Source organism: Parasphingorhabdus sp. W113 (assembly GCF_055693205.1).
Genome location: NZ_CM146328.1, coordinates 2,851,719 through 2,874,063, shown reverse-complemented (window position 1 = coordinate 2,874,063; position 22,345 = coordinate 2,851,719). Strand labels below are relative to the sequence as shown.

At 54.0% G+C, this 22,345-nt stretch carries 18 protein-coding genes and 2 pseudogenes; 7 read left to right on the top strand and 13 right to left on the bottom strand.

All coding sequences use genetic code 11. The features are described 5' to 3' along the window. Together ACZ1GS_RS13870 and ACZ1GS_RS13865 are read right to left on the bottom strand one after the other, a co-directional pair. Positions 1 to 261: a hypothetical protein gene (locus tag ACZ1GS_RS13870; protein WP_472695761.1), complete on the bottom strand. Its 261-nt coding sequence runs from the start codon at positions 259 to 261 to the stop codon at positions 1 to 3. A gap of 75 nt (positions 262 to 336) precedes the next feature. After that, complete coding sequence (locus ACZ1GS_RS13865) at positions 337 to 495, bottom strand: hypothetical protein (protein ID WP_472695760.1); 159 nt, start codon at positions 493 to 495, stop codon at positions 337 to 339. A 102-nt stretch (positions 496 to 597) separates the two neighbouring features. Between ACZ1GS_RS13865 and ACZ1GS_RS13860 the strand changes: the two genes are divergently transcribed. Continuing rightward, on the top strand, positions 598 to 1,173 hold the full coding sequence (locus ACZ1GS_RS13860) for a hypothetical protein (protein ID WP_472695759.1): 576 nt from the start codon (positions 598 to 600) through the stop codon (positions 1,171 to 1,173). A gap of 130 nt (positions 1,174 to 1,303) precedes the next feature. Beyond that, a complete protein-coding gene (locus ACZ1GS_RS13855; RefSeq protein WP_472695758.1) occupies positions 1,304 to 1,693 on the top strand; it encodes a hypothetical protein in 390 nt (129 codons plus the stop codon). A gap of 91 nt (positions 1,694 to 1,784) precedes the next feature. Here the strand turns inward: ACZ1GS_RS13855 and ACZ1GS_RS13850 are convergent, their stop codons facing one another. The 10 genes and pseudogenes from ACZ1GS_RS13850 to ACZ1GS_RS13805 all read right to left on the bottom strand — a co-directional run bounded on the left by ACZ1GS_RS13850 (position 1,785) and on the right by ACZ1GS_RS13805 (position 11,605). Further along, positions 1,785 to 2,216, bottom strand: a complete 432-nt coding sequence (locus tag ACZ1GS_RS13850; RefSeq protein WP_472695757.1) for a hypothetical protein — start codon at positions 2,214 to 2,216, stop codon at positions 1,785 to 1,787. Positions 2,217 to 2,574: 358 nt separating this feature from the next. After that, positions 2,575 to 3,642 carry a M14 family metallopeptidase gene (locus tag ACZ1GS_RS13845; RefSeq protein ID WP_472695756.1) on the bottom strand — a complete coding sequence of 356 codons (1,068 nt, stop codon included), beginning with the start codon at positions 3,640 to 3,642 and terminating at the stop codon, positions 2,575 to 2,577. Between the two features lie 22 nt (positions 3,643 to 3,664). Beyond that, positions 3,665 to 4,915 carry a DUF3526 domain-containing protein gene (locus ACZ1GS_RS13840; protein ID WP_472695755.1) on the bottom strand — a complete coding sequence of 417 codons (1,251 nt, stop codon included), beginning with the start codon at positions 4,913 to 4,915 and terminating at the stop codon, positions 3,665 to 3,667. Further along, a complete protein-coding gene (locus tag ACZ1GS_RS13835) occupies positions 4,915 to 6,351 on the bottom strand; it encodes a DUF3526 domain-containing protein (RefSeq protein ID WP_472695754.1) in 1,437 nt (478 codons plus the stop codon). Before ACZ1GS_RS13835 ends, ACZ1GS_RS13840 begins: the two co-directional genes overlap by 1 nt. Beyond that, the gene (locus tag ACZ1GS_RS13830; protein ID WP_472695753.1) at positions 6,348 to 7,067 is read right to left on the bottom strand and encodes an ABC transporter ATP-binding protein; all 720 of its coding nucleotides are present in this window, start codon (positions 7,065 to 7,067) and stop codon (positions 6,348 to 6,350) included. Before ACZ1GS_RS13830 ends, ACZ1GS_RS13835 begins: the two co-directional genes overlap by 4 nt. 18 nt (positions 7,068 to 7,085) lie before the next feature. Further along, positions 7,086 to 9,266, bottom strand: a complete 2,181-nt coding sequence (locus tag ACZ1GS_RS13825) for a TonB-dependent siderophore receptor (protein WP_472695751.1) — start codon at positions 9,264 to 9,266, stop codon at positions 7,086 to 7,088. Positions 9,267 to 9,390: 124 nt separating this feature from the next. After that, a complete protein-coding gene (locus ACZ1GS_RS13820) occupies positions 9,391 to 9,699 on the bottom strand; it encodes a hypothetical protein (protein WP_472695750.1) in 309 nt (102 codons plus the stop codon). Positions 9,700 to 9,898: 199 nt separating this feature from the next. Continuing rightward, positions 9,899 to 10,215, bottom strand: a pseudogene (locus ACZ1GS_RS13815) (site-specific integrase); the annotation flags it as partial. A 231-nt stretch (positions 10,216 to 10,446) separates the two neighbouring features. Next, positions 10,447 to 10,767, bottom strand: a complete 321-nt coding sequence (locus ACZ1GS_RS13810) for a ParB N-terminal domain-containing protein (protein WP_472695749.1) — start codon at positions 10,765 to 10,767, stop codon at positions 10,447 to 10,449. A 38-nt stretch (positions 10,768 to 10,805) separates the two neighbouring features. Further along, positions 10,806 to 11,605 (bottom strand): annotated as a pseudogene (locus ACZ1GS_RS13805) (alpha/beta hydrolase fold domain-containing protein). A gap of 340 nt (positions 11,606 to 11,945) precedes the next feature. Between ACZ1GS_RS13805 and ACZ1GS_RS13800 the strand changes: the two are divergent. From ACZ1GS_RS13800 to ACZ1GS_RS13780, 5 genes are all read left to right on the top strand, one after another. Continuing rightward, positions 11,946 to 12,362: a helix-turn-helix transcriptional regulator gene (locus ACZ1GS_RS13800; protein WP_472695748.1), complete on the top strand. Its 417-nt coding sequence runs from the start codon at positions 11,946 to 11,948 to the stop codon at positions 12,360 to 12,362. Positions 12,363 to 12,476: 114 nt separating this feature from the next. Beyond that, on the top strand, positions 12,477 to 14,432 hold the full coding sequence (locus ACZ1GS_RS13795) for a hypothetical protein (RefSeq protein ID WP_472695747.1): 1,956 nt from the start codon (positions 12,477 to 12,479) through the stop codon (positions 14,430 to 14,432). Positions 14,433 to 14,879: 447 nt separating this feature from the next. After that, positions 14,880 to 17,405, top strand: coding sequence for a TonB-dependent receptor (locus ACZ1GS_RS13790; protein ID WP_472695746.1), 2,526 nt, complete (start codon positions 14,880 to 14,882; stop codon positions 17,403 to 17,405). Positions 17,406 to 17,478: 73 nt separating this feature from the next. Continuing rightward, positions 17,479 to 19,476: a tetratricopeptide repeat-containing sulfotransferase family protein gene (locus tag ACZ1GS_RS13785; protein ID WP_472695745.1), complete on the top strand. Its 1,998-nt coding sequence runs from the start codon at positions 17,479 to 17,481 to the stop codon at positions 19,474 to 19,476. Next, positions 19,473 to 21,098 (top strand): BCCT family transporter, encoded by a 1,626-nt coding sequence (locus tag ACZ1GS_RS13780; protein WP_472695744.1) that lies wholly within the window; start codon positions 19,473 to 19,475, stop codon positions 21,096 to 21,098. The genes ACZ1GS_RS13785 and ACZ1GS_RS13780 overlap by 4 nt, the downstream gene beginning before the upstream one ends. A 77-nt stretch (positions 21,099 to 21,175) precedes the next feature. Here the strand turns inward: ACZ1GS_RS13780 and ACZ1GS_RS13775 are convergent, their stop codons facing one another. Next, the gene (locus ACZ1GS_RS13775) at positions 21,176 to 22,291 is read right to left on the bottom strand and encodes an FG-GAP repeat domain-containing protein (RefSeq protein WP_472695743.1); all 1,116 of its coding nucleotides are present in this window, start codon (positions 22,289 to 22,291) and stop codon (positions 21,176 to 21,178) included. Between the last annotated feature and the right edge of the window lie 54 nt (positions 22,292 to 22,345).

Here is a 22,345-nt window from a genome sequence, read left to right as displayed (position 1 = left end):
TTACCGAGGAATTACGGGAGCATCATCGCTGGCGGAATAGTGCGATGACACTATTTTGGGAGCGCCGACGAGCGCGTATTGGAAAGCCAGAATATCGTTGCCGTTGTGGAACAGGTTTTTGGGAGTTGCGAAATGCATCACCGATTTTCGAAATGGCTTTTGCTTCCAGCCTTGTGCTTCGGCGCCGCTCTCGCGCCGATCCCAGCCGCGGCGCAAAGCCTTCCGACGACCGACAATGGCTTCTACATGTTGCAGCTGCACGCGGATGATCTGTCGGATTATCGGTCCGTCGACAGCATGTGTATTGGCGAGACTCGCGATGGTCTGATGGCTTTTTCAAATGCGGGCAATGGTACCGTTGACTATCTTGAACCGGGGACAGGGGAACGTCTTGCGCCAACCCGGCTGAAAATCAGCGAAGTCCATGCAGGCGCCGGTCAGATCCGCTATCGGCTTGTCGAACCCGAACGGGATGAAACCGCCCTTGAACTGCATTTCGTAAATCCGGGCGCACTGGGGGATCCTGCCCAGATAACGATGTCGACGCTATCCAGCGTCCATAGTCCACAGCCCGAACCCACTTCTCTGGAATGCCTGATGGGCCAGCATGTCTTATATGCTGGCATTGATCAGAACCACAGAGTGACGGTGATGACCGATGCAGAAGGCACGCTTATATATCAGCAGAATTCGATCAAAGAAAAATGGGTGGCCCGCAATATTACTGGCGGGTTTTGGTCATCGGGGAAAAACGACGAAATTATCTTCACCTTCATCGAACGGGGGGCGCTGACAACTATAAAAGCGGCGCCTCATAGGCATATTGAATATCCTGCATGGCGAACGGCAAATCCCGACGGACGCAAATATTCTGCAAGTCCCAAGGGCTTTTTCGTGGCTGATATGGAAAAGCTTGGCAGTCCGTCGAACCGCTTGCCCTTTGGTCTCGTCCTGCATTTTGAACGGCTCGAGATCTGCAGTCATCTTACCGGTGAAACCAGTGGAAACCCGGATCGTGACAAGCAGGTTGCAAATAGCTGGCAAAGAGCGGGGTGCGATGAAGCAAAGAGGCAACATAGCGTTTATATTCAGCAATTTTCCGACAATGAGGCGGTTTCCGAAATATTGAAAACGCATGGTGCAGATTTTCTGAATCGTGGTCACGGGCAGTGATGACAGCGGAGAAAGTACATGGGCAGGAAAAGCTGAATTGGAGCCAGGCCTATTGCAACTGTGCTGGTTGCTGCGACGAACCTACAAAAAAACAATGCAGCATCGACTGCAGGATGCAGGATAGATGAACATGATGTCCGGTATTAAACAAGCCAAATTGGCAACACTTTTGATCATGCTTGCCAATCCGAACCCGGTTCTGGCTCAAACCCTGGATAATGCTGAACCGGCATTCCGGGTGGATCGGAACGCAACCGTTTACCGGTGCGAAAATAGCATGGCGCTCGATGTCATATTCATGACAATAGACAAACTGCCACTGATCAAGCTGACGCATCCGTCCGCGAGATCCGGAAAGAAAAGCCGCAATCTGCTGCTTCCACAATCACAAAGTGGCAGCGGTGTGCGCTATGCAACCGATCTGATCAGCTTGCATATGAAAAATGACGCGCTTGTGCTGACGTCCAGGGAGTCCGCGATGACGGATGAAATTGCGCCGGTACGCTGTGTCACAAACTAGGACGAAATGAGATTTCATGTACAGTGTAGAGGGCTAGCACCATGGGCTGGTCTCCCACCGTGATGTTTCCAACGGCATAGCGTCAAGGGGGCTAAACCGGCCATTTGTGATGGCGAACAAGCCAGAATGTCGCACCAGCCGCCGCACCTATTGGACCAAGCGTAACATAGTCCTCAATAGCACGCATCACCGTGATCTGGTCGCCGCGGAACAGGACGGGAAGCCCTGCAACAGCTCCGGCAATAAGGAAAAACCACAACCGGGTGATCTTGCGGATTTCCGAAACAAGTATCGTGACCACAGCGACGGGGGCAGCAAGGATCCCGGCCATGACAGCGAATACCGGCAGATAACCCGCCTGGTTCGCGACATCCTCGCTGAACGTCACGCCTTCCAAAAGCGGTTGCCCAATCGTCATGAGCGTAGCAATCAAAAACATCCCGAGCGAGGCGGCGAAGCAAGCAGCGCCATAGGCGAGTGCAATGCGGATCAATGCCTTGACGCTTGTCATGATGGTTATCAACGCCGGCTCCTCATTTCAGGGGTCCTTTTGCAACAATATAGGCCGGCATCGATCAACCGCGAATGGTGTAAAGACACTATTATCGGCTAAGGAAAGAAACCGGGAGCAGGTCACCGGCATCCCGATGCGCAACATCCGTCAAACATATGGCTCGATAACAAGACCTGTATTCGGTCTTGTTATCGTCAATATCCAATGTCCGCTTTTTGGGTTGAAGCGGAAATCATAGGAAGGTCCGAAGCTGGGGCGCTTTGCAGACAGGTGGCAATTGGGCGGATTGCGGATCGTCTGGTTCTGACCGCTTTGGGCGCAAAAGCGGACACTGAAAACCGCCCAAAAAATATAAAAACAGAGCCAATCAAAATCCGTCTGTTGGTATTCCAATGGTAACAACACTCCAACCTGCCCGGACCGGTGGGCCTTGTATGCCGTAGAGCGCATATCCATCAATCGGTGCGTAAATCCGCTCCACTTCCTTGCCGGAATAATCGCGGATTGTTCCGATCAGATCGCCTTTGAAAAGATATCGGCGCTCGGGATCAGCCGGATAGAAAAGGCCGGAATGCGACGCGCGGGCGGCGGTTGTTCCTTCAAACAGGCGCAGTACGGGCGGTACGTTTTGTGTTGGCTTGTCCCAGATACCGAGGATATTGAGGGCATTTTCTACCCCTGTCACGATCCCGGCAACGAACTTCTCATCGCGCCTGCCATTTTGACCAAACTCCACCAGCACTGTTGGGATGCCGCTTGCTACGCCCTGTCGGTTTAAAGATCTACCAGTATCCACTTGCTGTTGCGTGTTCATCGAATAGCGGACGAGATTGGGAAAACCGAACCCTTCGCCTACGGCCCGTGCAAGCTCAAAATTGGTCGCTAGCGGTCCGCCGTAAACGCCAACAAATGGTTCGAGAAATTCTGCACCATCGCCGCAGTGAAGGTCGAGCAGAAAATCGGCCCGCGCCACCACCTCGCGCGAGAGAATATCAGCGATCCGCTCGGTTGAAGTGCCGGACGGACTTCCCGGGAAGCTGCGATTGAGGTTTTTCCCGTCGATCGGATTGAGATGGGGTGATTTCCCTTCATAAGACGGGATATTGGCGATACGCACGAGAATGACGGTGCCGGTTAGATCCGCTGGGTCAATCCGGTCCGCCAAGCGGTCCGCTGCTATGATGGGTGGGAATTCAAAACCGTGCACACCCGAGACAGCGGCCAGCACTGGCCCTGCTTCATCACCGTGAAGCACGGTGACAGGTATAAAGGTTCCCGGTTCATCGCCAACAGAGGGCACAGTCAGGCGAAAGTCTGCGCGCGTTCCGGGAGCGATGATCTCATCACCAATTTTGAATGACTGGGCTTCAGCAGCGAGGACTGGAACTGCAATCAGGCCCAGCAGGGCCACAAGAATTGAGCGAAGCAAGAACATGATTATCCTTTGGGTTTTGCTGTCATGACGGGGGTGTATATGTGGGTAAACCGCTCAACAATTCCTCATCATATGGCTTGTCTGGAAACATTAGCGGATAGTGAAAGGCCCTCAGCTCCGCGTGGAATTCACGAACTGCATCTTCATAAGCGATCATTGAAGCCGCATCAGTTTTGGCAAGCTTTTCAAAGGTGCGCTCAACAAAGGATGTGGGTGACAGCAATGAAACGAGGCCGGCCTGCCGGTCGCGCGATAATCGTCCTTCGCGATATTGTTCAACCAGCGGTGCTGCTTTCTGGTCGCCAACGTGCTGAAACGCATAATACCATTTCCAGGCCCAAGGGCCGTCAATAACAGCGTGTTCGGCCCATTCCGGATGTTCCTCAATGAATGGTATCATTGTGTCTTCCTTGGGCAGGTCCCAGGCATTATTGACGGTCTCGCGCTGAAGCAGCAAGATCTCGCCGCCATCCGGGACAGGATTGCTTTCCTCAATCATCGTCTTGGAAAGCGCGGGAATGACGATTGCAAAGGCCAACCAGATGCCGATCAATGTTGTCAGCAAAATGGATGGTGCAGCGTCAATGCGGCTCACCAGTTCGACTATCAACCACCAGATCAGCAGGGAACCGATCACGATGGCAGTGGCTTGCAACAGGGTGACTGCTGATGATCCTTCGATCAGTGCCGCCGCCCAGAGCGGGGTAAGCAATAAAAGCGCCAGCAGGCCGATGCGAACCAATGCTCTTGGCAACCATAATTGCCATGGAGAACCGGCGGTCGCCACGAGCAGGTCATGTCGCCGCGCGGTCCGTTCGGATGCCCGCAGATCATAGAGCAGCAGAATCAGAAGCAAAGGAGCGACCGAGGCCGCGAGGAACGCAAAGTCAAATCGACCAACCAATCCAAAATCGGCATTCCGTGTATCGGACTCGTGGATCTGTCCTTCGAGCGCGAGCATGCGTACCCGATGTTTCCACGGACTGCTGTCCCGCTGTCCCATTGCGGCGAATGCAAAGTCAGATGGCGGTGCATAGGTCAGATGAAACGCATAATAGGCAGCGCTGCCCCATTCTTCCTGACCCTGCAAGGCGTTGGCTCGATCAGCAGCATCTTCCTTGATCAAAGTGGAAATTGTTTCCCGCTGTTCCCGGACCTCCGTCACGCCGAAGGAAACCGCCACAACAGAAAGGGCAAAGGCCAATAGCAGCCAGAATAAAGCGCCCCGGTCTGTGGTCAGGAAACGGGCTTCGCGAAATATGTTCCTGAACATTACAGACGGACCTTTCGTGCAGAAAAGAACACAACAGCAGCGGCGAGGAAGAGCCAGAAGGCCAATATGCCCAGCGACAACATCGCCCGGCTGTTTCTCTCAGCAGCGCTATCTGGGACAAATCGGAACTCATCAAGAACCTGCCAGGCCTCTGCATTGACGCGCGCCCGGCGTGAGGCCTCAGGATCCGCATTGCGGTTCATATCGATGGCATAGTCGAGTTCCTCAGCATGGACTGCATTGAGCGACTGGACAAAATCAAAACGCAGCGCCTCACTCTCGCGGAGGAACCGGTGGTGCGTTGCCAGATCCGTTCCCGACAAGGTCCGCGAGGCTGAACTGATTGCAATTGTGGGAGAAGCAAGTCCAAAGAAATCGAATATCCGCGATTGCGCTGCCTCCAGACTCATTCGGTTCTCTGCATAGCCATTCAATAACTCGGTGAGCTCTGCTTCCGAATAGGAAGCCACCACGCCGCGCCAGTTGATTGGTAATTCCTCGATTGTTTCAACTTCATACTGTTCCAGAACTTCGGCCTGTAGGCGCTGGAAGGCCGGATCGGCCGCGTTATGACCATCGCCCAGCTTGCGTTGTTCGGCGAGCATAACGAGATCACTCTCGATCTTTCCGGGCGCATCAACCATGGCGCTGCTGGCATTGATCGCGAAGCGCGGAACAACCAGCGCTGCGAATAGCCATGCAAAGATCAGCACGCCCAGCGATACCGCGCGCTGTTTCAAGATGATGGAGGCAGCAAGTACAATCGCACCCCAGGCGCACAAATAGGCGAAATAACCGCCCATTAGCGAGAATGCCGCAAGGCTGCTCTCTCCAAGGCTTATTGAGTAGATTGCAAGCGCTATCAGCGGGATCATGAAAATGGCGATAACGGAAAGCAGAGCCGCTGCCTTGCCCGCAGCGAGTTTCACGCCCGATTGGCCTTGTGCCAGCATAACAGCCAATGTTCCGCTTTCGCGTTCGCGCAGAAACAAGGCGTGGCCCAGCACGATCAGGAGCAATGGGAGGAGCAGCTGATATAAACTGGCCGGTGTCAGCGCCGCAAACCCGCCCAGATCAGCCGCAGCCTTTGTGTCAGCAAACATGGCCGTATTCTGCCGGTGTCCTTCCAGAAAAATCGACTGGCCTGTAACCGCATCCACTCCCGGTTCAAACATCGCCAGCGGTGGCGGCGGGCGGAAAGCATAATGGCCATAGTGAACCATCCGGTGCGGATGTCTGTCTGGTTGAGCAAAAAATGTCTCTTCGGCAGCGACTTGCTGTTCCAATCGCTCTGCTTGCTCGGTCGCAACCCGATTGATCGTAAGCAGGCTTGTTGCAGCAAGCAACACGGCAACAATCAGCGCAGCAGCGATGACGACTTTTGATCGCAGCCAAAGTCGCCATTCTTCGCGGGCAATACGAGTAACTGCTCTCATGCCGCTTCTCGCTCGGCAAAGGCAGCATGCACTGTTTCTGTATCAATGCGCTGGCCATTTTCCGCCGAAAAACTGCCAACCAATTTGCCACGGCGAAGCAGGCCAACCCGATCGGCTACCTGGCAAGCTCCATAAACATCATGCGTCACCATCAGGATGGTTTGCCCTCCCTTGGCAAGGGCTTTGACCAGATCATGGAACTCGTCGATGGCAACCGGATCAAGTCCAGATGTCGGTTCATCCAGCAACAAAATGGGCGTTTCGCGGAGCAGGGCCAGGGCGATAGCCGCCTTTTGCCGCATACCTTTTGAGTAGGACTGCAATCGCCGGGACCGGGCCTCCTCGGGAAGGGCTACCCGGTCCAATGCTGCATTCAGCTCATCGCGGCCTGCTGATCGTCCGGCCAGATCAAGAAAATAGTCGAGATTTTCATAGGCGGTCATATGCCCATAAAGCGACGTTGCTTCTGGCAAATAGGCGATAGAATTGCGAGCAGCGGTTACGTCATTCGCGACATTCTGACCGTTGACCAGAACCTCACCGCCCGACGGATCAAGAAAGCCGAGAAAGGTCAGCAGAGTGCTCGACTTCCCGGCGCCATTGCCGCCGAGCAGAGCAAAGATTTCGCCTTGCGCTACCGTGAAAGAAACATCGTCGAGGACGGTATTGCCGTCGCGCTTTAACGAAAGAGAACGCGCTTCAAGTGGAGATGTCATACTTACAGTCATCCTTTCCTAAAATTTGAATCGACCAGAAACGCGCACGGCCCTTGGAGCGCCCGGCTGTACCCAGACATTGGCAAAGGAGTCCGTGTAATAGGTCTCGTCAAACAGGTTATCGACATCGACCCGGATCGCAAAATTTTCGATCGGTTCGATCTGCGCAAAAAGGCGGAATGTGGTGTAATCCGGAAGATCGAAATTCCCGCCCACTTCGCCGTTTCGCTCTCCAACATGAAGCATGCCCCCGCCAATTTGCGCCCCGAGGCCAGCAATAGAAAAGCTTTGGGATATTTGCAGGCTGAGCTGATGATCCGGAGAGTTGATCAGCGGTTCGCCGGGATTGAATGTCGTGAATGTCGCCGAGTCCGTTCCGCTGTTGGTATATTCCGCATCCGTATAGGCGTATGAAAACCAGATCCGCAGACCGCTTTCAAAGCTGGCATTGGCATCCAGTTCCAGTCCGCGGCTGCGCGCCTCACCTGCCGGGACTAGTTCACCAGCGGCTTGTGGGCGGGGATCAAAGATGAGAATATTGCTTTGATCGACATCGAAGTAAGTCAGGGAAGCCGAACCCTGCACGCCGGGAAATAGCGTTCCAAGATCAACTTTGATACCGGCCTCGAACGAGGTCGATTCGTTTGGATCGAAAGAGTTTCCTTCAAAGTCGGTGCCAGACAGTTGGCGGATACCTTCCCCGTAGGACGCGTAGAGGCTGATACTGTCAATTGGACGAAAGACGAGGCCCGCCTGTGGCGAAAACGCGCTGTTAGAGGATTCGCTGACAGTGGCAGGATTGTTGCGTCGGTTTATCAACATTTGGTCGAAATCGTCAAACCGGCCACCCAGACGAATCTGAAGCCTTTCGGTCAGATCGATCTGGTCCTGAATGTAGAAACCGAGACCACTGGTTGTTTCCAGCCGATCAATCTGGGCAGCTGCATTGGGTGGCGGATAGAGCCCATATTGCGGATTGTTGACATCGATCAGCAAATAGGTTTGCGGATCCAGCGTGTTGCTCGGCGCGCCCCCGATTCCAGCCTGGCGAAAACGATTGGCTACCTGATCATTGTCGAACTCATCATAATCCACGCCCATGATCACCCGATGGCGAATGCCGCCGGTGTTGAACTCGCCAGTCAATTCGGCGCGCAGAGCCAGATAGTCGGCTTCATAGTCGCGGAAACGGAAAAAACGCGAAATGGCCTGGCCATCGACCAGATAAGGCTGACGACTGCCGAAATTATTTTCATAGGCGTCTCCGACGAGCGATGTCTCACGATAGCCTGCGCCGACGAGGATGCTCCAGTTATCGTTAAAGTTATGCTGAAATTCCAACTGGTGACCCAGAACCTCGGTGTCGATGAGCGCATCGGGTTCACCTGTAAAAAGCCTGCGCGGTGAGAACCCGAACTGCGGGGAAAAGATGACACCACGATCCTGCGGCAATTCCTGCGCAGTATATTCCAGTTCATAGGTGAGGATCGAATTCTCCCCTATATCAAACCGCACTGATGGGTAGATTCCATATTTTTGCGTTTCCTTGGGCCCGCGAAAGCTCCCCGCGTCTTCGTAAAATCCCGCGATCCGGATGCCGATACCATCTCCGAGGGTGGTTTGCAGATCCACATCGCCGCGATAGAAATCGAAAGAGCCGCCCTGAAATTGAACATAACCCGAAGTTTCGAGCTGTGGACGTTTTGTGATCAGGTTGATGGTGCCACCGGGCTCACCGCGCCCATAAACCGCGGAGCGCGGACCTTTTAGAACTTCAACAGCTTCGATCCCCGAAATATCACGGGGTCCGCCAAATCCGCGACCCGCGTTAAAGCCGTTCACAAGAAAATTGCTTGGCAGGTTGATGTCGCCCGAAAAGCCCCGGATGGAAAAGCTGTTCCACAATCCGCCAAAATTATTCTGCCGGGCAACGGAAGCCGACAGATCCAGAGCGCTGTTTAAGTCCAGTGCATTAGTGTCGCGCAAAATTTCTGCGTCGAGCGTCTGGTTAGACTGGGGAATTTCCAAATCGTCAAAGTCGCCGCGATAGGCGGGGCGAACGCCAGATACGATGATTGCCGATTCATCATCGGCAGCTGAATCTGTGGAGTCATCGTCCTGAATTTGTGCATAAGCGACGTTGGCAAAACAGAGAGGCGCGCTGCTCAACAGCAAGCGTAGGAAATTCAATTTTTTCATTATTTTATCCCTGAAAATCAAAAGAAGGCGCGCCCACTCCCATTGGATGGCGCCAATATATCTTTGAAAAAGTCAGAGTCAGGAAATCTTACAGCATGAATTTGCTGCTGATTTTGATCTGACTTCAGGAATAAGGGGGTGCGCGTGCTTTTGCTTCCAGCACCACGGCAGAAGACTGTGATTTTACAGCCTCAAATTGCCACAATTGCACAAAATCCAGGCTTTGTGCTTCAGCAGCATCTGGTAAATCGAGGTCATCATTCTGAGTAGCCTGCGAGCAAATCGCACACTCGGAACCGGCGGATGCATCGAGTTCATTTTCGTGAAAATGGCCGCCAGCAACGATCTGCCCGAACAGGAAGATGCACAAAATGGCAGGCAGCCAAACTGGCATCACCATCTTGCGTCCAAATTGAATCGGGCGTGAGTTCATCGTTATGTAACTATGTAACATTGAAGAGCATTGCAACAGTCGATGTAGGAAGGTTCCCAGATCGCAGCTTTGGCTAGGATCACCGACCAGCTAACGCCCGCTATCGGGATCGAACGGTCCCAAAACTGTGAGAATTCAATCGTACACATTCATCTCAAAAGTGGGTGCCAGTCGAAAATCGTCTGGCGCCCGACATTACTCAAATTTCGGTCTTCTCAGCTACGGTCAGCGCGTTTTCGATATCCACGCCGAGATAGCGAACAGTGTTCTCTAACTTGGAGTGACTGAGAAGGATATGAATTGCCCTCAAATCCCCAGTCGCCTTATAGACAATCAACGTCTTCGTTCGGTGAAGCGAATGGGTTCCATATTCCTCAGGTCGCAAATCAATTGCCACAACCACTTATCGACCAGCCTTGCACATTGGCGTGTACTTAGGTGCCTTGAGTAATCGACACGACCCGGGAAGACATATTCTTCCACTGACCCACCTCTGCGTTCAAACCAAGCAAAAAGGCAATAAAAATAGGAATAATTGGATTATGTGCGTAATCATATTACAATTATTATACGATATATTGAGCGTTGATCATAAGGGAACCCGCGAAGCCGGGCTGCTCTATGGCGAAGCCAAGCTCAGTGAAAAATAGCAATCGGTCCATTCTGGAATATCCGATTTCAAACCGGAATCACTGTCCTGATTTTGGTTTGTCGCTTGCATTGTCCGTCTGGTTAGTCAGGTTGCTTTCATCGTCTGGCTTCCATCAGCATCCGACCATCTATCAGATTTTGATTTTCATCGATTAAGACGGGAGCAACTTGTCCAAATTCCTTCAGTGATGACATCAGGTGTTGAATGTGTTTGCTTTGATTTTTACGGAGCGATTTTGACGGCAGAGTGATTGATTCAATAGGCAAAGATTTGAATTGTAATGTGGGAACGAGGTTATTTTTGCCGGCGTTTGGAAGTTGCTGCTTTTCTGCGCTGTTACTATCGGCAGCGATTTTTTCTTCCGAAGCATCGGAGTTGGCGGTATCTGACGATCGTCCATCGCCTGTTTGCGGCACCGTTCGCCACGCCGATAGCTATGGCGGCGTTGTCAAAATCAGGACGGGCGCTCAACCAAACCGCCGATAAAGCCTGAGACCAGATCAAAACTGCTTTGCGCATCCTTGGAACCAAAGCGCTCCAGATGATGGCGCGGGCTATCCCAGTAATTCATCCGTACAGGCACGTTGGCATCATGGGCTTTTTCTGCAAGCTGAATGGCATCGTCAAAATGCATGTCGTGGCGACTGCAATGGATGGCCAGCGGCGGAAATTCGCGCAAATCGGCGTATACCGGCGAGGCGCGGGGATCGGTTGGCAATGTGTCGCCGAGATAGAGTTTGGCGCTGAACGCCGCAGTTTCCATGCGAAACGGGCTATTCCCGCTCATGCTTTTGGAAATATAGGACCAGCCGCGCATCGCCAGATCCCCCAGGGGGAGAAGAGAACCGCTCCCGCCGGCATCGGCAATCGCCGTTCGCGCAGTTCCAGCAACATCGCGAGGATCAGCGTCGCCCCGGCGCTGTCACCCGACAGGATGATCTGGCTCGGCGGCCTTCCCGACTGCAAAATCGCGGCATATTGATCGGCGAGATCCTTGGCTGGAATAGGGAACGGATATTCGGGGGCCAGCCGATGTTTGCCGATCACCGCCTCGCAGCGGCAATGCTCGGCCAAGCGGAAGGCCAGCGCGACCTGCTTGGGCGATGGCGGCAGGATGAATCCGCCGCCAGGAACATAAAAGAGGATCGGCTCGTCTGTGCCGCCCTCGGGCCACTCGGCATCCGGATCGGCATAATCCTCGAGCAGCGGGGAAGCGGGATCAAACAGCAGCTGCGTATCGGGCGGCGCCTGCATCACCGGATTGAAAGCGGCAAAGGTCCCGCGTGCAGTGGCGGTCCGGTAGGCCGAAAGCAGGCGGGCGGTTTCGGCCGGATCATGGGGGTTTTCCAACGCGGGCTTCAAGGCCCGCAGGAGAAACGCCTTGATAATGCGGTTTTCGATCTTTGCGCCAAAATCCGAGAATGTCTTGGACAGCGGGGCCATTTGTGACCGCACGGCATGGGCGATGGTCTTTGCTTCCAGCTCTAAAAGCCGAAAATCAATGTCGCTCCCCTCTATGACGGGAAATCCTGTGGCTGCCCCTTCCATGACCGGCAGCCTATTACAGCGAACCGAAAAATGATAGGGGGACGCTATGACCGATGACAGCAAGGATGAACCCGACAAGGCCGCACAGATCGCCTATATTCGTCCGTTTCTCAATCAGTTTCGCGGCGACGGGGTAAAAATCAGCGCCGAACCGGTCTGGTCCGACCGGGTCGAGGAAATCCTCGCGCATATGCCTGAGGACCTGCTCGACGACATTGCCAGCAGAATTCGGCAGTCCAATGAAAATCAGCTGATTGACTTTGTGGCCTTTGGAGAGGCCCACGGTCTTACGCCTGCCGAGATCAAGATGGTCGACAGTATCGTTGGCGGCTTGTCGGTACCCGAGCATGCCGAAGCCCAGGGTATCTCGGTCAATACCGCCCGGGTTCATATGCAGCGCGTGCTGGAAAAGACCGGATCCAGCCGGCAGACCGATCTGCTGCGCAAAGTGTTTGGTCGCTAGCGTCAAACATAGCGCGTGGTAGTGCCGTGTAATACAAATGCATGATGCGCGGTTTTAGCGACCACCATATTCCCGTTTTCAAGGGTCAGATCTTGATAAAACAGGGAATTGAATATGAAACGGATGCATTGGGCGATTTCACTCTTGCTGGCGGGTACTGCGATGCAAGCGCAGGCCAGGGAACGATCACTGCAGGATATCGCGGTACCGGTCTCGGTTCTCGGCACCGAAACTCTGGAACAAAATGTCGACCGGCTTGAAGATATCAACAAGGCCTGTGCCATCAATCGCGGCCATCCCGCCTTTGGCCGCAACGCCACGCCCGGTGTCATCGAACATTTTGACATCAGGGGGATCAAAACGGAATATGGTGGCCGCTACGGTTTCACGGTGCGCGGGTTCAGGGGATCGGAAACGGTTCCGGTTGCTCCCGATGGCCGAACCTATCTGCCATCCGAACTCCAGCGGATTGAAGTTCTGCAAACCCCGCAAGCGTTGAATTGCGAGGCTTATGGTGCCGAAGCTTATGCTGCCGAAAATATCACTCCGGGCACATCGAATAGCCCCCTTGGTGCAGAGTCGGGTGATCCCGATTTGGCTGTGCAGTCCCTGCCGCCAGAGGTGCAATTTGCGCGCTCCGTGCCTACCGCAGCGAAAATCAGAGCAGAGCTGGACAGTCTTGTGCAACTGTGCCTGACCGGTGCCGACGACGAAACCAATGCCGCGCGCGAGGAACGCTATCGGCAATTGTTCGACCAGCTGCGCGAATTTGGCGCAATCCGTGATGTTCTTCGCGAACGCCTGCTGCTGAACGATCCTGAACTGGACCGGGCGGATGCCCTCGAACAGCTGAAGCGGCTCGATCCGGCGATTGACGGTGCGGTTTTTCCCAGCCAGCTGAAATGCCCGCCAACGCAGCAGGAATTGGCGCAATCATCCGCCGATCCTTCGGTTTTATACAGCGATTATGATGTCGGTCCCGCAGGCGACTATCTTGCGGCCGAATTTGACCGGTTGAATCAGGACCCGCAAATAGTCGAACTGGTCCAGCGTATGACCGATGACTTTAGCGGGCCAAGTCCCAATGCGGCAACCCAAACCAATCCGGATCAGGGATCACCCGCGACAGACGGTATTGGAACCTACGGATCGGCCGGCCTGTCCTGGGGTCAAATCAATTTTGGCAACGAGAGCACGGGGATCGGTTTTCAATCGACCGGACCCGGCACCGAAACCTTCGCCGGAACTGCGCCCGAGCAATCTGATAGCTTCGGCGTTTCTGGCGGTGCTACGTTCAACATTGCCGATCATATCGTCGGATCCGTGCACTATGGTTATGGCGAGGGCGATGCACGCCGCGATTTCGATATTCCGGCAGGCGGCGCTATTGATGTCGGCAATGTCTATGGCGGTTTTTCACCCAGCGGATCCACCGGCCTCAACATCGGCAATCGCGGTCTGACGGGCTTTAACGAAGCCGAGTTTCAAATGCATGAAATCAAGTTTGCTGCGACGACACCGATTGCGACCGAGGGACCGTTCACATCGACCGCGACCTTGTTCATCAACGCGTTGTTCATGGACCGCGACTATCGCAGCGAGACCAATGCCACGGTTTTTGGCACGCCGATTACCCAGACTCGCGATCAAGCGGTGCAGGACAGACTATTCGGGCTGGGCGGAATTCTAAACGGCCGCGTGCGGATCGCGGAAGGGGTCGCGGCGACCGGATCGCTGGCAGGCGGTGTCTACTACCGGGATAGCGAGATGGAGGCTACCGAAACCAATGTCTGTGGCCTCTGTCCTCCGGCAGACCAGAATTTTACGCTGAATTTTGAAGAGTTTGATTCTGCTCTGGAATTTGCAGGCTCCGTATCCGCCGGACTGGAATTTGACGTCTCGCCCTTTCTGAAATTCCTTGTAGGAGCGGAAGCCAGCTATCTCTCTGGTGTTGGCGAGATTGTAAATCCAAGTTCCGGAGATCAGGTGCTTGCAGGAGAATCCACGCGGCTTGATAGCACCAGCGCGTGGCGGTGGAGAGGTTTTGCAGCCGCGAGATTGCGCTTCTAGACCCGTGGCAAACGCGATCAGCGCCCGAGTATGATCGCGTTTGGAAGCGGTTTCCAATGTCCGCTTTTACGCGAAAAGCGGACATTGGGCCCGGTGGGTTGGTCAATCGCCTGGATCAGCCAAAAGCAGCCACTAAAGATTGCCACATCTTGATCTTCGAGGGCATCGAAAGCGCCAAAACCAACACGACGGTTCACAAAGCCGTATTGGTTGCTATAATGGCCAAGATTTGAAAGCCGAGGTCGCAGGGGACATCTTTCTTTTTGGCTTTGCAATGGGTTCGATAGGTTTTCACCGGTCGAACGTGTTTTTCCCTAAAATTTAAAGAAACCACACGAGGGTTATTTGATCTATTTAAAAACGGGCGCATCGCTTGCGGTTATCGCAGCTATGGGCTGTGCATCGGCACAAGCTCAAGAAACAGAAAATAATGAACAGCAAAGAGGTGTGCAGGAAATCGTCGTTACAGCGACGAAACGCGCTGCGGACTTGCAGGACGTTGCAGTCGCCGTTCAGGCTTTGGGTGAAGAAACACTCGATCAACTGGGCGTAACCGTCTTTGATGATTATCTGCAGCAACTGCCCGGCGTTACCGCTGGTGGCGGCGGACCGGGTCAAAGCACCATCTATATTCGCGGCTTGGCATCCACCACTCCCAATCTGACCACCGCCGGCGTTGCCGGCCTTGCACCCAATGTGGCGCTTTACCTCGACGAACAGCCGGTTTCGCAGCCAGGCCGTAACCTCGACGTCTACGCAGCCGATCTGGAGCGCGTGGAAGTGTTGTCCGGGCCACAAGGAACCTTGTTCGGCGCCAGCTCGCAAGCAGGCACCGTGCGTTTGATTACCAACAAGCCGGTTCTCGGACAGTTTCAGGTCAAAGCGAAGGCGGGCGTTTCGTTCACCAAAAGCGGTGATCCCAGCAACAATATCGAGGTCATGGTGAATGTCCCGGTTACGGACAGCTTTGCGATCCGCGCTGTTGGTTATTATGACCATAAGGGTGGTTACATCAACAATGTCGCCGGAACCCGCAGCACCGCCGATAGCGCCCGATTCCGCGCAGCTGGCACAGTCCGCGACAATGGTGTTCCGGTCAGTGCCGCTCGCAACGGGCTGCAGGCCGGTGCCGATCTAACCGGCGTGAATTTCATCTTGGCAGACAATAGCGCGCTCGCCGAGAAGAATTTCAACGATACACAATATCTCGGCTTCCGGGTCAGCGGTACATATGAATTTTCAAACGACTGGAGCCTGACTGTTGCCCACGCCCGCCAGGGACTGGATTCCGATGGCGTTTTCTTTGAAGACCCGACACTGGGCGATCTGGAAATCGAACGGTTTGAACAGGATGAAATCAAGGATGATTTCAACAATACCAGCTGGACATTAGAAGGCCGGATCGGCGCATTGGAATTGGTCTATACCGGTGCTTACACCAAACGGGACACAACGCAGCGGGTCGATTATTCCGACTATCTGTTCGTTGGCCAATATCTGCCTTATTATATCTGTGACGGGTCGGTATCCTATCCCGGCGCTGCGCCAACCGGCACCTGTCAAGCACCCAATTTGCTTGTGAATTCGCGGACGGAAACCGAAGTGATGACCCATGAGCTGCGTTTCAATACACCGGCAGATTATCCGTTGCGCTTAACCGCCGGCGGCTTTTACAGCGATCTGGAATTGCTGGAACGCAATGATTTCACCTATCCCGGCAGCACCGCGATTGATTTGTTCGGCGGCTCTTTTCCGGCTAATTTTTCACAACCAACCGCATTCAACACGGATAGTAGCGCTTATCCAGCCGGCGTCATATTCCGCAATGATGTGCGCCGTACCGACAAGCAACTCGGTCTATTTGGTGAAGCCACATATGATATTTCGGATCAGTTCGCGATCACTTTGGGCGCGCGCTATTATGACGTCGAAGTGGATCTAGAGGGCAGCGCGAATTCATCTTTCTGTAATTCAAGCGGCGTTGATGAAAATGCCTTTGGCACGAATATCAGCGATCTTTATGATGGCGATGGCAGCTTTACCTTTATCGGGAGTTGTACTGACGCCTTGCGCCAGACGTTTACCCTGGGCCAATCGGTAGCCGATATTGAGGCTGCTGGATTGAGTCCAGCACAAGCGCAGCAAGTGTTCAACTCGCTCAGTGCACCGGACAAAGCGACAACCGATGGCTTTATCTTCAAGGCCAATCTGACATGGACGCCAACCGATGATTTGTTGTTCTATGCAACCTATTCGGAAGGCTTTCGGCCAGGACTGCTGAACCGTCCCGGCGGCGCGCAAAGTCCCGGCGGCTTTACCGTGCCATTCGCGCTCGAAACCGATGAAGTAACCAATTACGAAATTGGTTGGAAAACATCGCTCTTCGATAATCAGGTGCGTTTCAACGGCAATGCGTTCTTTGTAGATGTGAAGAATTTGCAGACCACGATCTTTGATACCAGTATCACCAATTTGTTCTTCTCGGACAATGCCGCGAATGCCGAGATATTGGGCCTCGAGGCAGATATCACGATCGCGCCTTATGCAATCGAAGGTTTGACGGTGAGCGCAGCTTTCTCCATTTTGGATACGGAAATTACCGACGTTCTCACGCCAACCAACGATGTGGTTGAAGGACGCAGTCTCGCTTATGCGCCAAGTTTCCAAGGCAATTTGCGGGCTCGCTATGAATGGAATGTCTTTGGCGATTGGACAGCCCATGTTCAGCCGCAGATGACCCATTCCGCTTCTTCAGCGACCGACATTATCGAGATTAACCGGATTACGCTCGACAGCTGGACGACATTTGGTCTGTCGGCCGGGGTTAGCGATGACAAATGGTCCTTCGAGATATTTGGCGATAATTTAACCGACCAACGCGCCGAGATTAGCGGCAGTTTTGTTTATGATCGTTCGCGTATCACGGTGAACCGCCCGCTGACCGTGGGCGCACGGGTTTCCTTCACATATTAAGGAACAATACAACAGGGGGAGGCTAGCCAACGGGTTAGTCTCCCTTTTTTGAAGGACAGAAAACCGCGAAGACATGTCTGAAAACGGTCTGGATATAGCCGAATTGCTGAAACAGGCGCGCACTCAAATGTATGAGGGGCGTTTCGAGGCTGCGCTGAGCACCGCGATGGCGGTGTTGCAAGATGATCCCGAAAATATTGATGCCCTTTACATGAAAGCGGTTTGCCAGCGCTATCTCGATCAAAATGAACAGGCATTGGCCAGCGTCAATCAGTTGAAGAACCTCTCCCCCGATTTTGGCAGAGCCTATCAGGAAGAGGGCCATATTTTCAGAGCCATGGGCGATGACGAAAGCGCGCTCGCCGCCTATCGCCGGGCCTGCCAATGCAACCCCGTGCTGCAAGCCAGCTGGAAAGCACAAGCCGACATATTTGAAAGCCGGGGCCAACGCGAGGCCGCAGCCGAAATGCGCGGGCAGGAACAGCGTGTAGCTGCCATGCCCAAGCCCTTGGTCGGCGTGTCGCATCTGTTGCACGAGGGCAAGCTGATCAAGGCTGAAAATGCCTGTCGCCATTTCCTGCAGAAAAATCCCCGGAATGTCGAAGGCATGCGGCTACTCGCCGATATCGGCGCGCGCTTGGGCATATTGGAAGATGCCGATTTCCTGCTCGAAAGCGCGATTGAATTTGAGCCGGATAATATCCAGGTGCGGATTGATTATATCCAGATCCTGCGCAAGCGTCAGAAATTTTCAGAAGCGCTGAAACAGAGCAAGCTGCTCTATCAGCGTGACACCGCAAACCCGGTTTTCCAATCCCTTTATGCGATCGAGTCGATGCAGACCGGTGACTATGAACAGGCCTTGGATCTGTTCGAAAAGGTTTTGCAGCGGCTTCCCGATGATCCGGTCACATTGACCTCCAGAGGACATGCTCTGAAGACATTTGGCCGCCATGATGAGGCTGTTTCATCCTACCAATCAGCCATTCAGTCAGACCCAGGCTATGGCGACGCCTATTATGGTCTGGCCAATCTCAAAACCTATCGGTTTAGCGACGAAGAACTCGGCCTGATGGAAGCGCAAGAACAGGGCAATCGGCTGAGCTACCAGAACCGCATCCATATCTGTTTTGCCCTCGGCAAAGCCTATGAAGACCGGAAGGATTATGACACGTCCTTTGGCTATTATCAGCGCGGCAATGAATTGAAGCGCGTGCAGTCACGCTATGATGCCGATCAGATGACGGCAGAGCTCGACAACCAGATAACGGCCTGCACCCCGGCGCTGTTTGACAAGCAGTCGGGCAAAGGTTGCGACGCACCGGATCCGATATTCATCCTCGGCCTGCCGCGTGCCGGGTCGACATTGCTCGAACAGATATTGGCATCGCATAGCCAGGTCGATGGCACGCTGGAATTGCCCAATATCCTGTCGCTGGCGCACCGCTTGCGGCGGCAGAAACAAGCGAGCAACGATTCCCTATATCCCGACAATCTGAACGATCTCGAGGCCGATCAATTGCGCGCCATGGGTCAGGACTTTATCGATAGCACCCGCATCCATCGGCAGGACGCACCCTATTTTATCGACAAGATGCCTAATAACTTCCGCCATATCGGCCTGATCAAGCTCATTCTCCCCAATGCAAAAATCATCGATGCGCGCCGGGAGCCCATGGCTTGCTGCTTCTCCGGGTTCAAGCAGCTCTTCGCCGAGGGCCAGGAATTTACCTACGGATTAAACGAGATTGGCCGCTATTATCGCGACTATGTGCGCCTGATGGATCATTGGGACCAGGTGTTGCCCGGAGCGATCCTGCGTGTCCAACATGAAGATGTTCTGGATGATCTGGAAGGCCAGGTACGGCGGATGCTGGATTATCTCGGCCTGCCATTTGAACAAGCCTGCATCGATTTTCATCAGACAAAACGCGCCGTTCGAACAGCCAGTTCTGAACAGGTGCGCCAACCCATCACCAAGGCGAGCGTCGATCTCTGGCGGCACTATGAAACACATTTGCAGCCGCTGAAAGCTGTGCTGGGACACAATATATTGGAGCCTCAACAGTGAGCGGAACAAAATCAGCAGTAGAGGCGGCGACCGCAACCGACGTGATCGATACGGATTATGAAACCGATTACGAAGCCGGTCAGGACAACGTCAATCCGTTCGGGCTGGAAATGCATAATCCCGTATTCTTTATCAGCGCGGTTCTGATCATTACCTTCGTCTTGCTGACGCTGATATTTCCCGAGACGGCAAAAATCGGACTGGAAACGAGCAAGGCGTGGACGCTGGAAAATTTTGACTGGTTCTTTGTTATCGCCAGCAACATCGTCCTGCTTTTTTGTGTGTCCGTCGCCGCTTCGCCTTTGGGCAAAATTCGCTTGGGTGGCGCGGATGCCAGGAAGGAATTCGGCACCGCATCCTGGATTGCCATGCTGTTCTCCGCAGGTGTTGGTATCGGCATGGTCTTCTACGGCTCGGCCGAGCCCATGGCCTATTATACCGATTGGGGCGGAACACCGCTTAACGTGGAGCCCCGCACGCCCGAAGCGATGCGCCTGGCCCTCGCGGCTACGGTCTTCCACTGGGGGCTTACACCTTGGGCCATTTATGCAGTCATCGGCCTGGCTCTTGCGTTTTTCGCCTTCAACAAAGGGCTGCCGCTCACCATCCGCTCGGCTTTCTATCCTATTTTAGGCGACCGGATCTGGGGCTGGCCAGGGCATTGCATTGACATATTAGCGGTCATTGCGACCATGTTTGGCCTGGCAACGTCCCTCGGCCTGGGCGCCCAGCAAGCTGCGACCGGCATTTCCTTTCTCTTTGGCGTCGAAGCCACCTTGACCTCCAAACTGCTGCTCATCGCCGTAATTACCGCCCTCGCTGTCATTTCGGTCGTCCGGGGAATGAATGGCGGTGTCAAATTGCTGAGCAATATCAACATGGTTCTGGCCGCATCGCTGCTCGCCTTTGTCTTTGTGGCAGGGCCAACAATGGCGATATTGGCGGGCTTTGGTACGACCATCGTGAGCTATGCCGAATATGCGATTCCGTTGAGCGACTGGACCGGCCGCGAAGACAAGGACTGGTATCACGGCTGGACGATATTTTACTGGGCCTGGTGGGTCAGCTGGTCGCCGTTTGTCGGCATGTTCATTGCCCGGATTTCCAAAGGACGGACCATCCGTGAATTTTTATCGGTTGTTCTTGTCATCCCCGTCATTGTAGCGATCATATGGTTCACAACATTTGGTGTGACGGCAATTGAACAAGTCAAGGCTGGTGTTGGCCAATTGCCAGCCGGCATTACTGAAGCCCCCCTGGTGCTGTTCCAGATGCTGGAGAATATGCCCTTCCCTTATATCGCCTCTTCCCTGGCGATCATCCTGTTAATCGTATTCTTCGTGACGTCGTCTGATTCTGGTTCGCTGGTCATTGATGCGATTACCGCTGGTGGCCGAACCGATGCGCCGGTGGCACAGCGCATTTTCTGGGCGGTATTGCAGGGTTCGGTAGCTGCGGCGCTATTGGTCGGGGGCGGAGCCACGGCACTGGGCACGATGCAAGCCGGTACCATCGCGAGCGGCCTGCCTTTCACCCTGATAATGCTGGTCTGTTGCTACAGCCTGTTCAAAGGCTTGCTGTCAGAATATCGGCTGTTGAAAGCGGAAACTAAACCCGTTTGACGAGAAGGATCAATGCACCGCCACGCTAGTCTTCTAGTGCCAGATTTCGCGCCCAAAGCGGACACCAGGATCAACCGCTAGGGTTTGGATTGCGATGGTTTTCGCGAGAGCACGACTGCGTTTGCAGATCCCGAATTGGCAAATACGATATCCGGCAAGCCGTCACCGTTCATATCGCCAAGGGCAACACCATAGGTATCGGCTTCGCTGCGGATGATTTGACGCGCGAATTGGCCCGTACCATCATTGACATAGAGAATATTCGGACCATCTGCGCCTGCCACCAGATCATTGTCGCCATCTTGGTCAATATCCCCTGCAGCAAGGGCCTGAACAGCCTCACCCGCCTTCCCGAACGTGCGTGGTTTTTGAAAACTGTTATTACTATCCTGCTGATACAGCAGGTGCAGCCCGTCGGTAGAGACCAGAATAATTTCGGGTTTGCCATCGCCGTTCATATCAGCGAGCGCCGCTTTGCGATGATCGCCTTCGCTGCCGGTTAGCGAAATAGAACGAAAAGTGCCTTTGCCATCGTTCAGCATGATCACGCTTGCTGCGCCATCTCGGCGCGCGATGACCAGATCAACGTCTCCGTCAGAGTCCAGGTCTCCACCGACAACACCGGTCGATCCATAACCCTTGTCTGGCAACGCAACGCCTTCGTAAAAACGGCCTTGCCCATCACCCCTGTAGAGCCGGTCTGGCGATCGCCGCGTCACCACCACCAAATCCAAGGCATCATCCCCATCCGCATCGACCAGAATTGCTGATCGGGCGGGCCCAGCGCTTTGCGGCACTTCGCCGACCAAGCTGAAGCCGCCATAGCCATCATTGGTGAACGATAGTGCTGGGAGCATGTCTCTTATGACCACGGCGTCGAGATCGCCGTCGCCATCCAAATCTCCTGTTTGCACCGTGTAGCTGGCGGATTTTTGACGTCCCAAGGGCAGAGCTTCAAGCAGTTTGCCATTTCCAATATTGAGATAGACAAAATCCTGCTGGGCCCAGTGCCGTCCGTTCGCAACAATCGCATCCAGATCGCCATCGCTATCGACATCGGCTAGCGAAATATCCGCTGTCCGATTTCCTTCGATGTCAAATTCAAGAAAGGGATGCTGACGAAATTCGGGAACGGCTTGTTGAGCACCAAGTGGCGCTGCTCCGACAAAGAGGGTGGTGGCAGCAGCGATCATCAAAAATTTGAAATAGGATATGGTTATTCTCCTCTGACGGAGGTGTATCGTTGC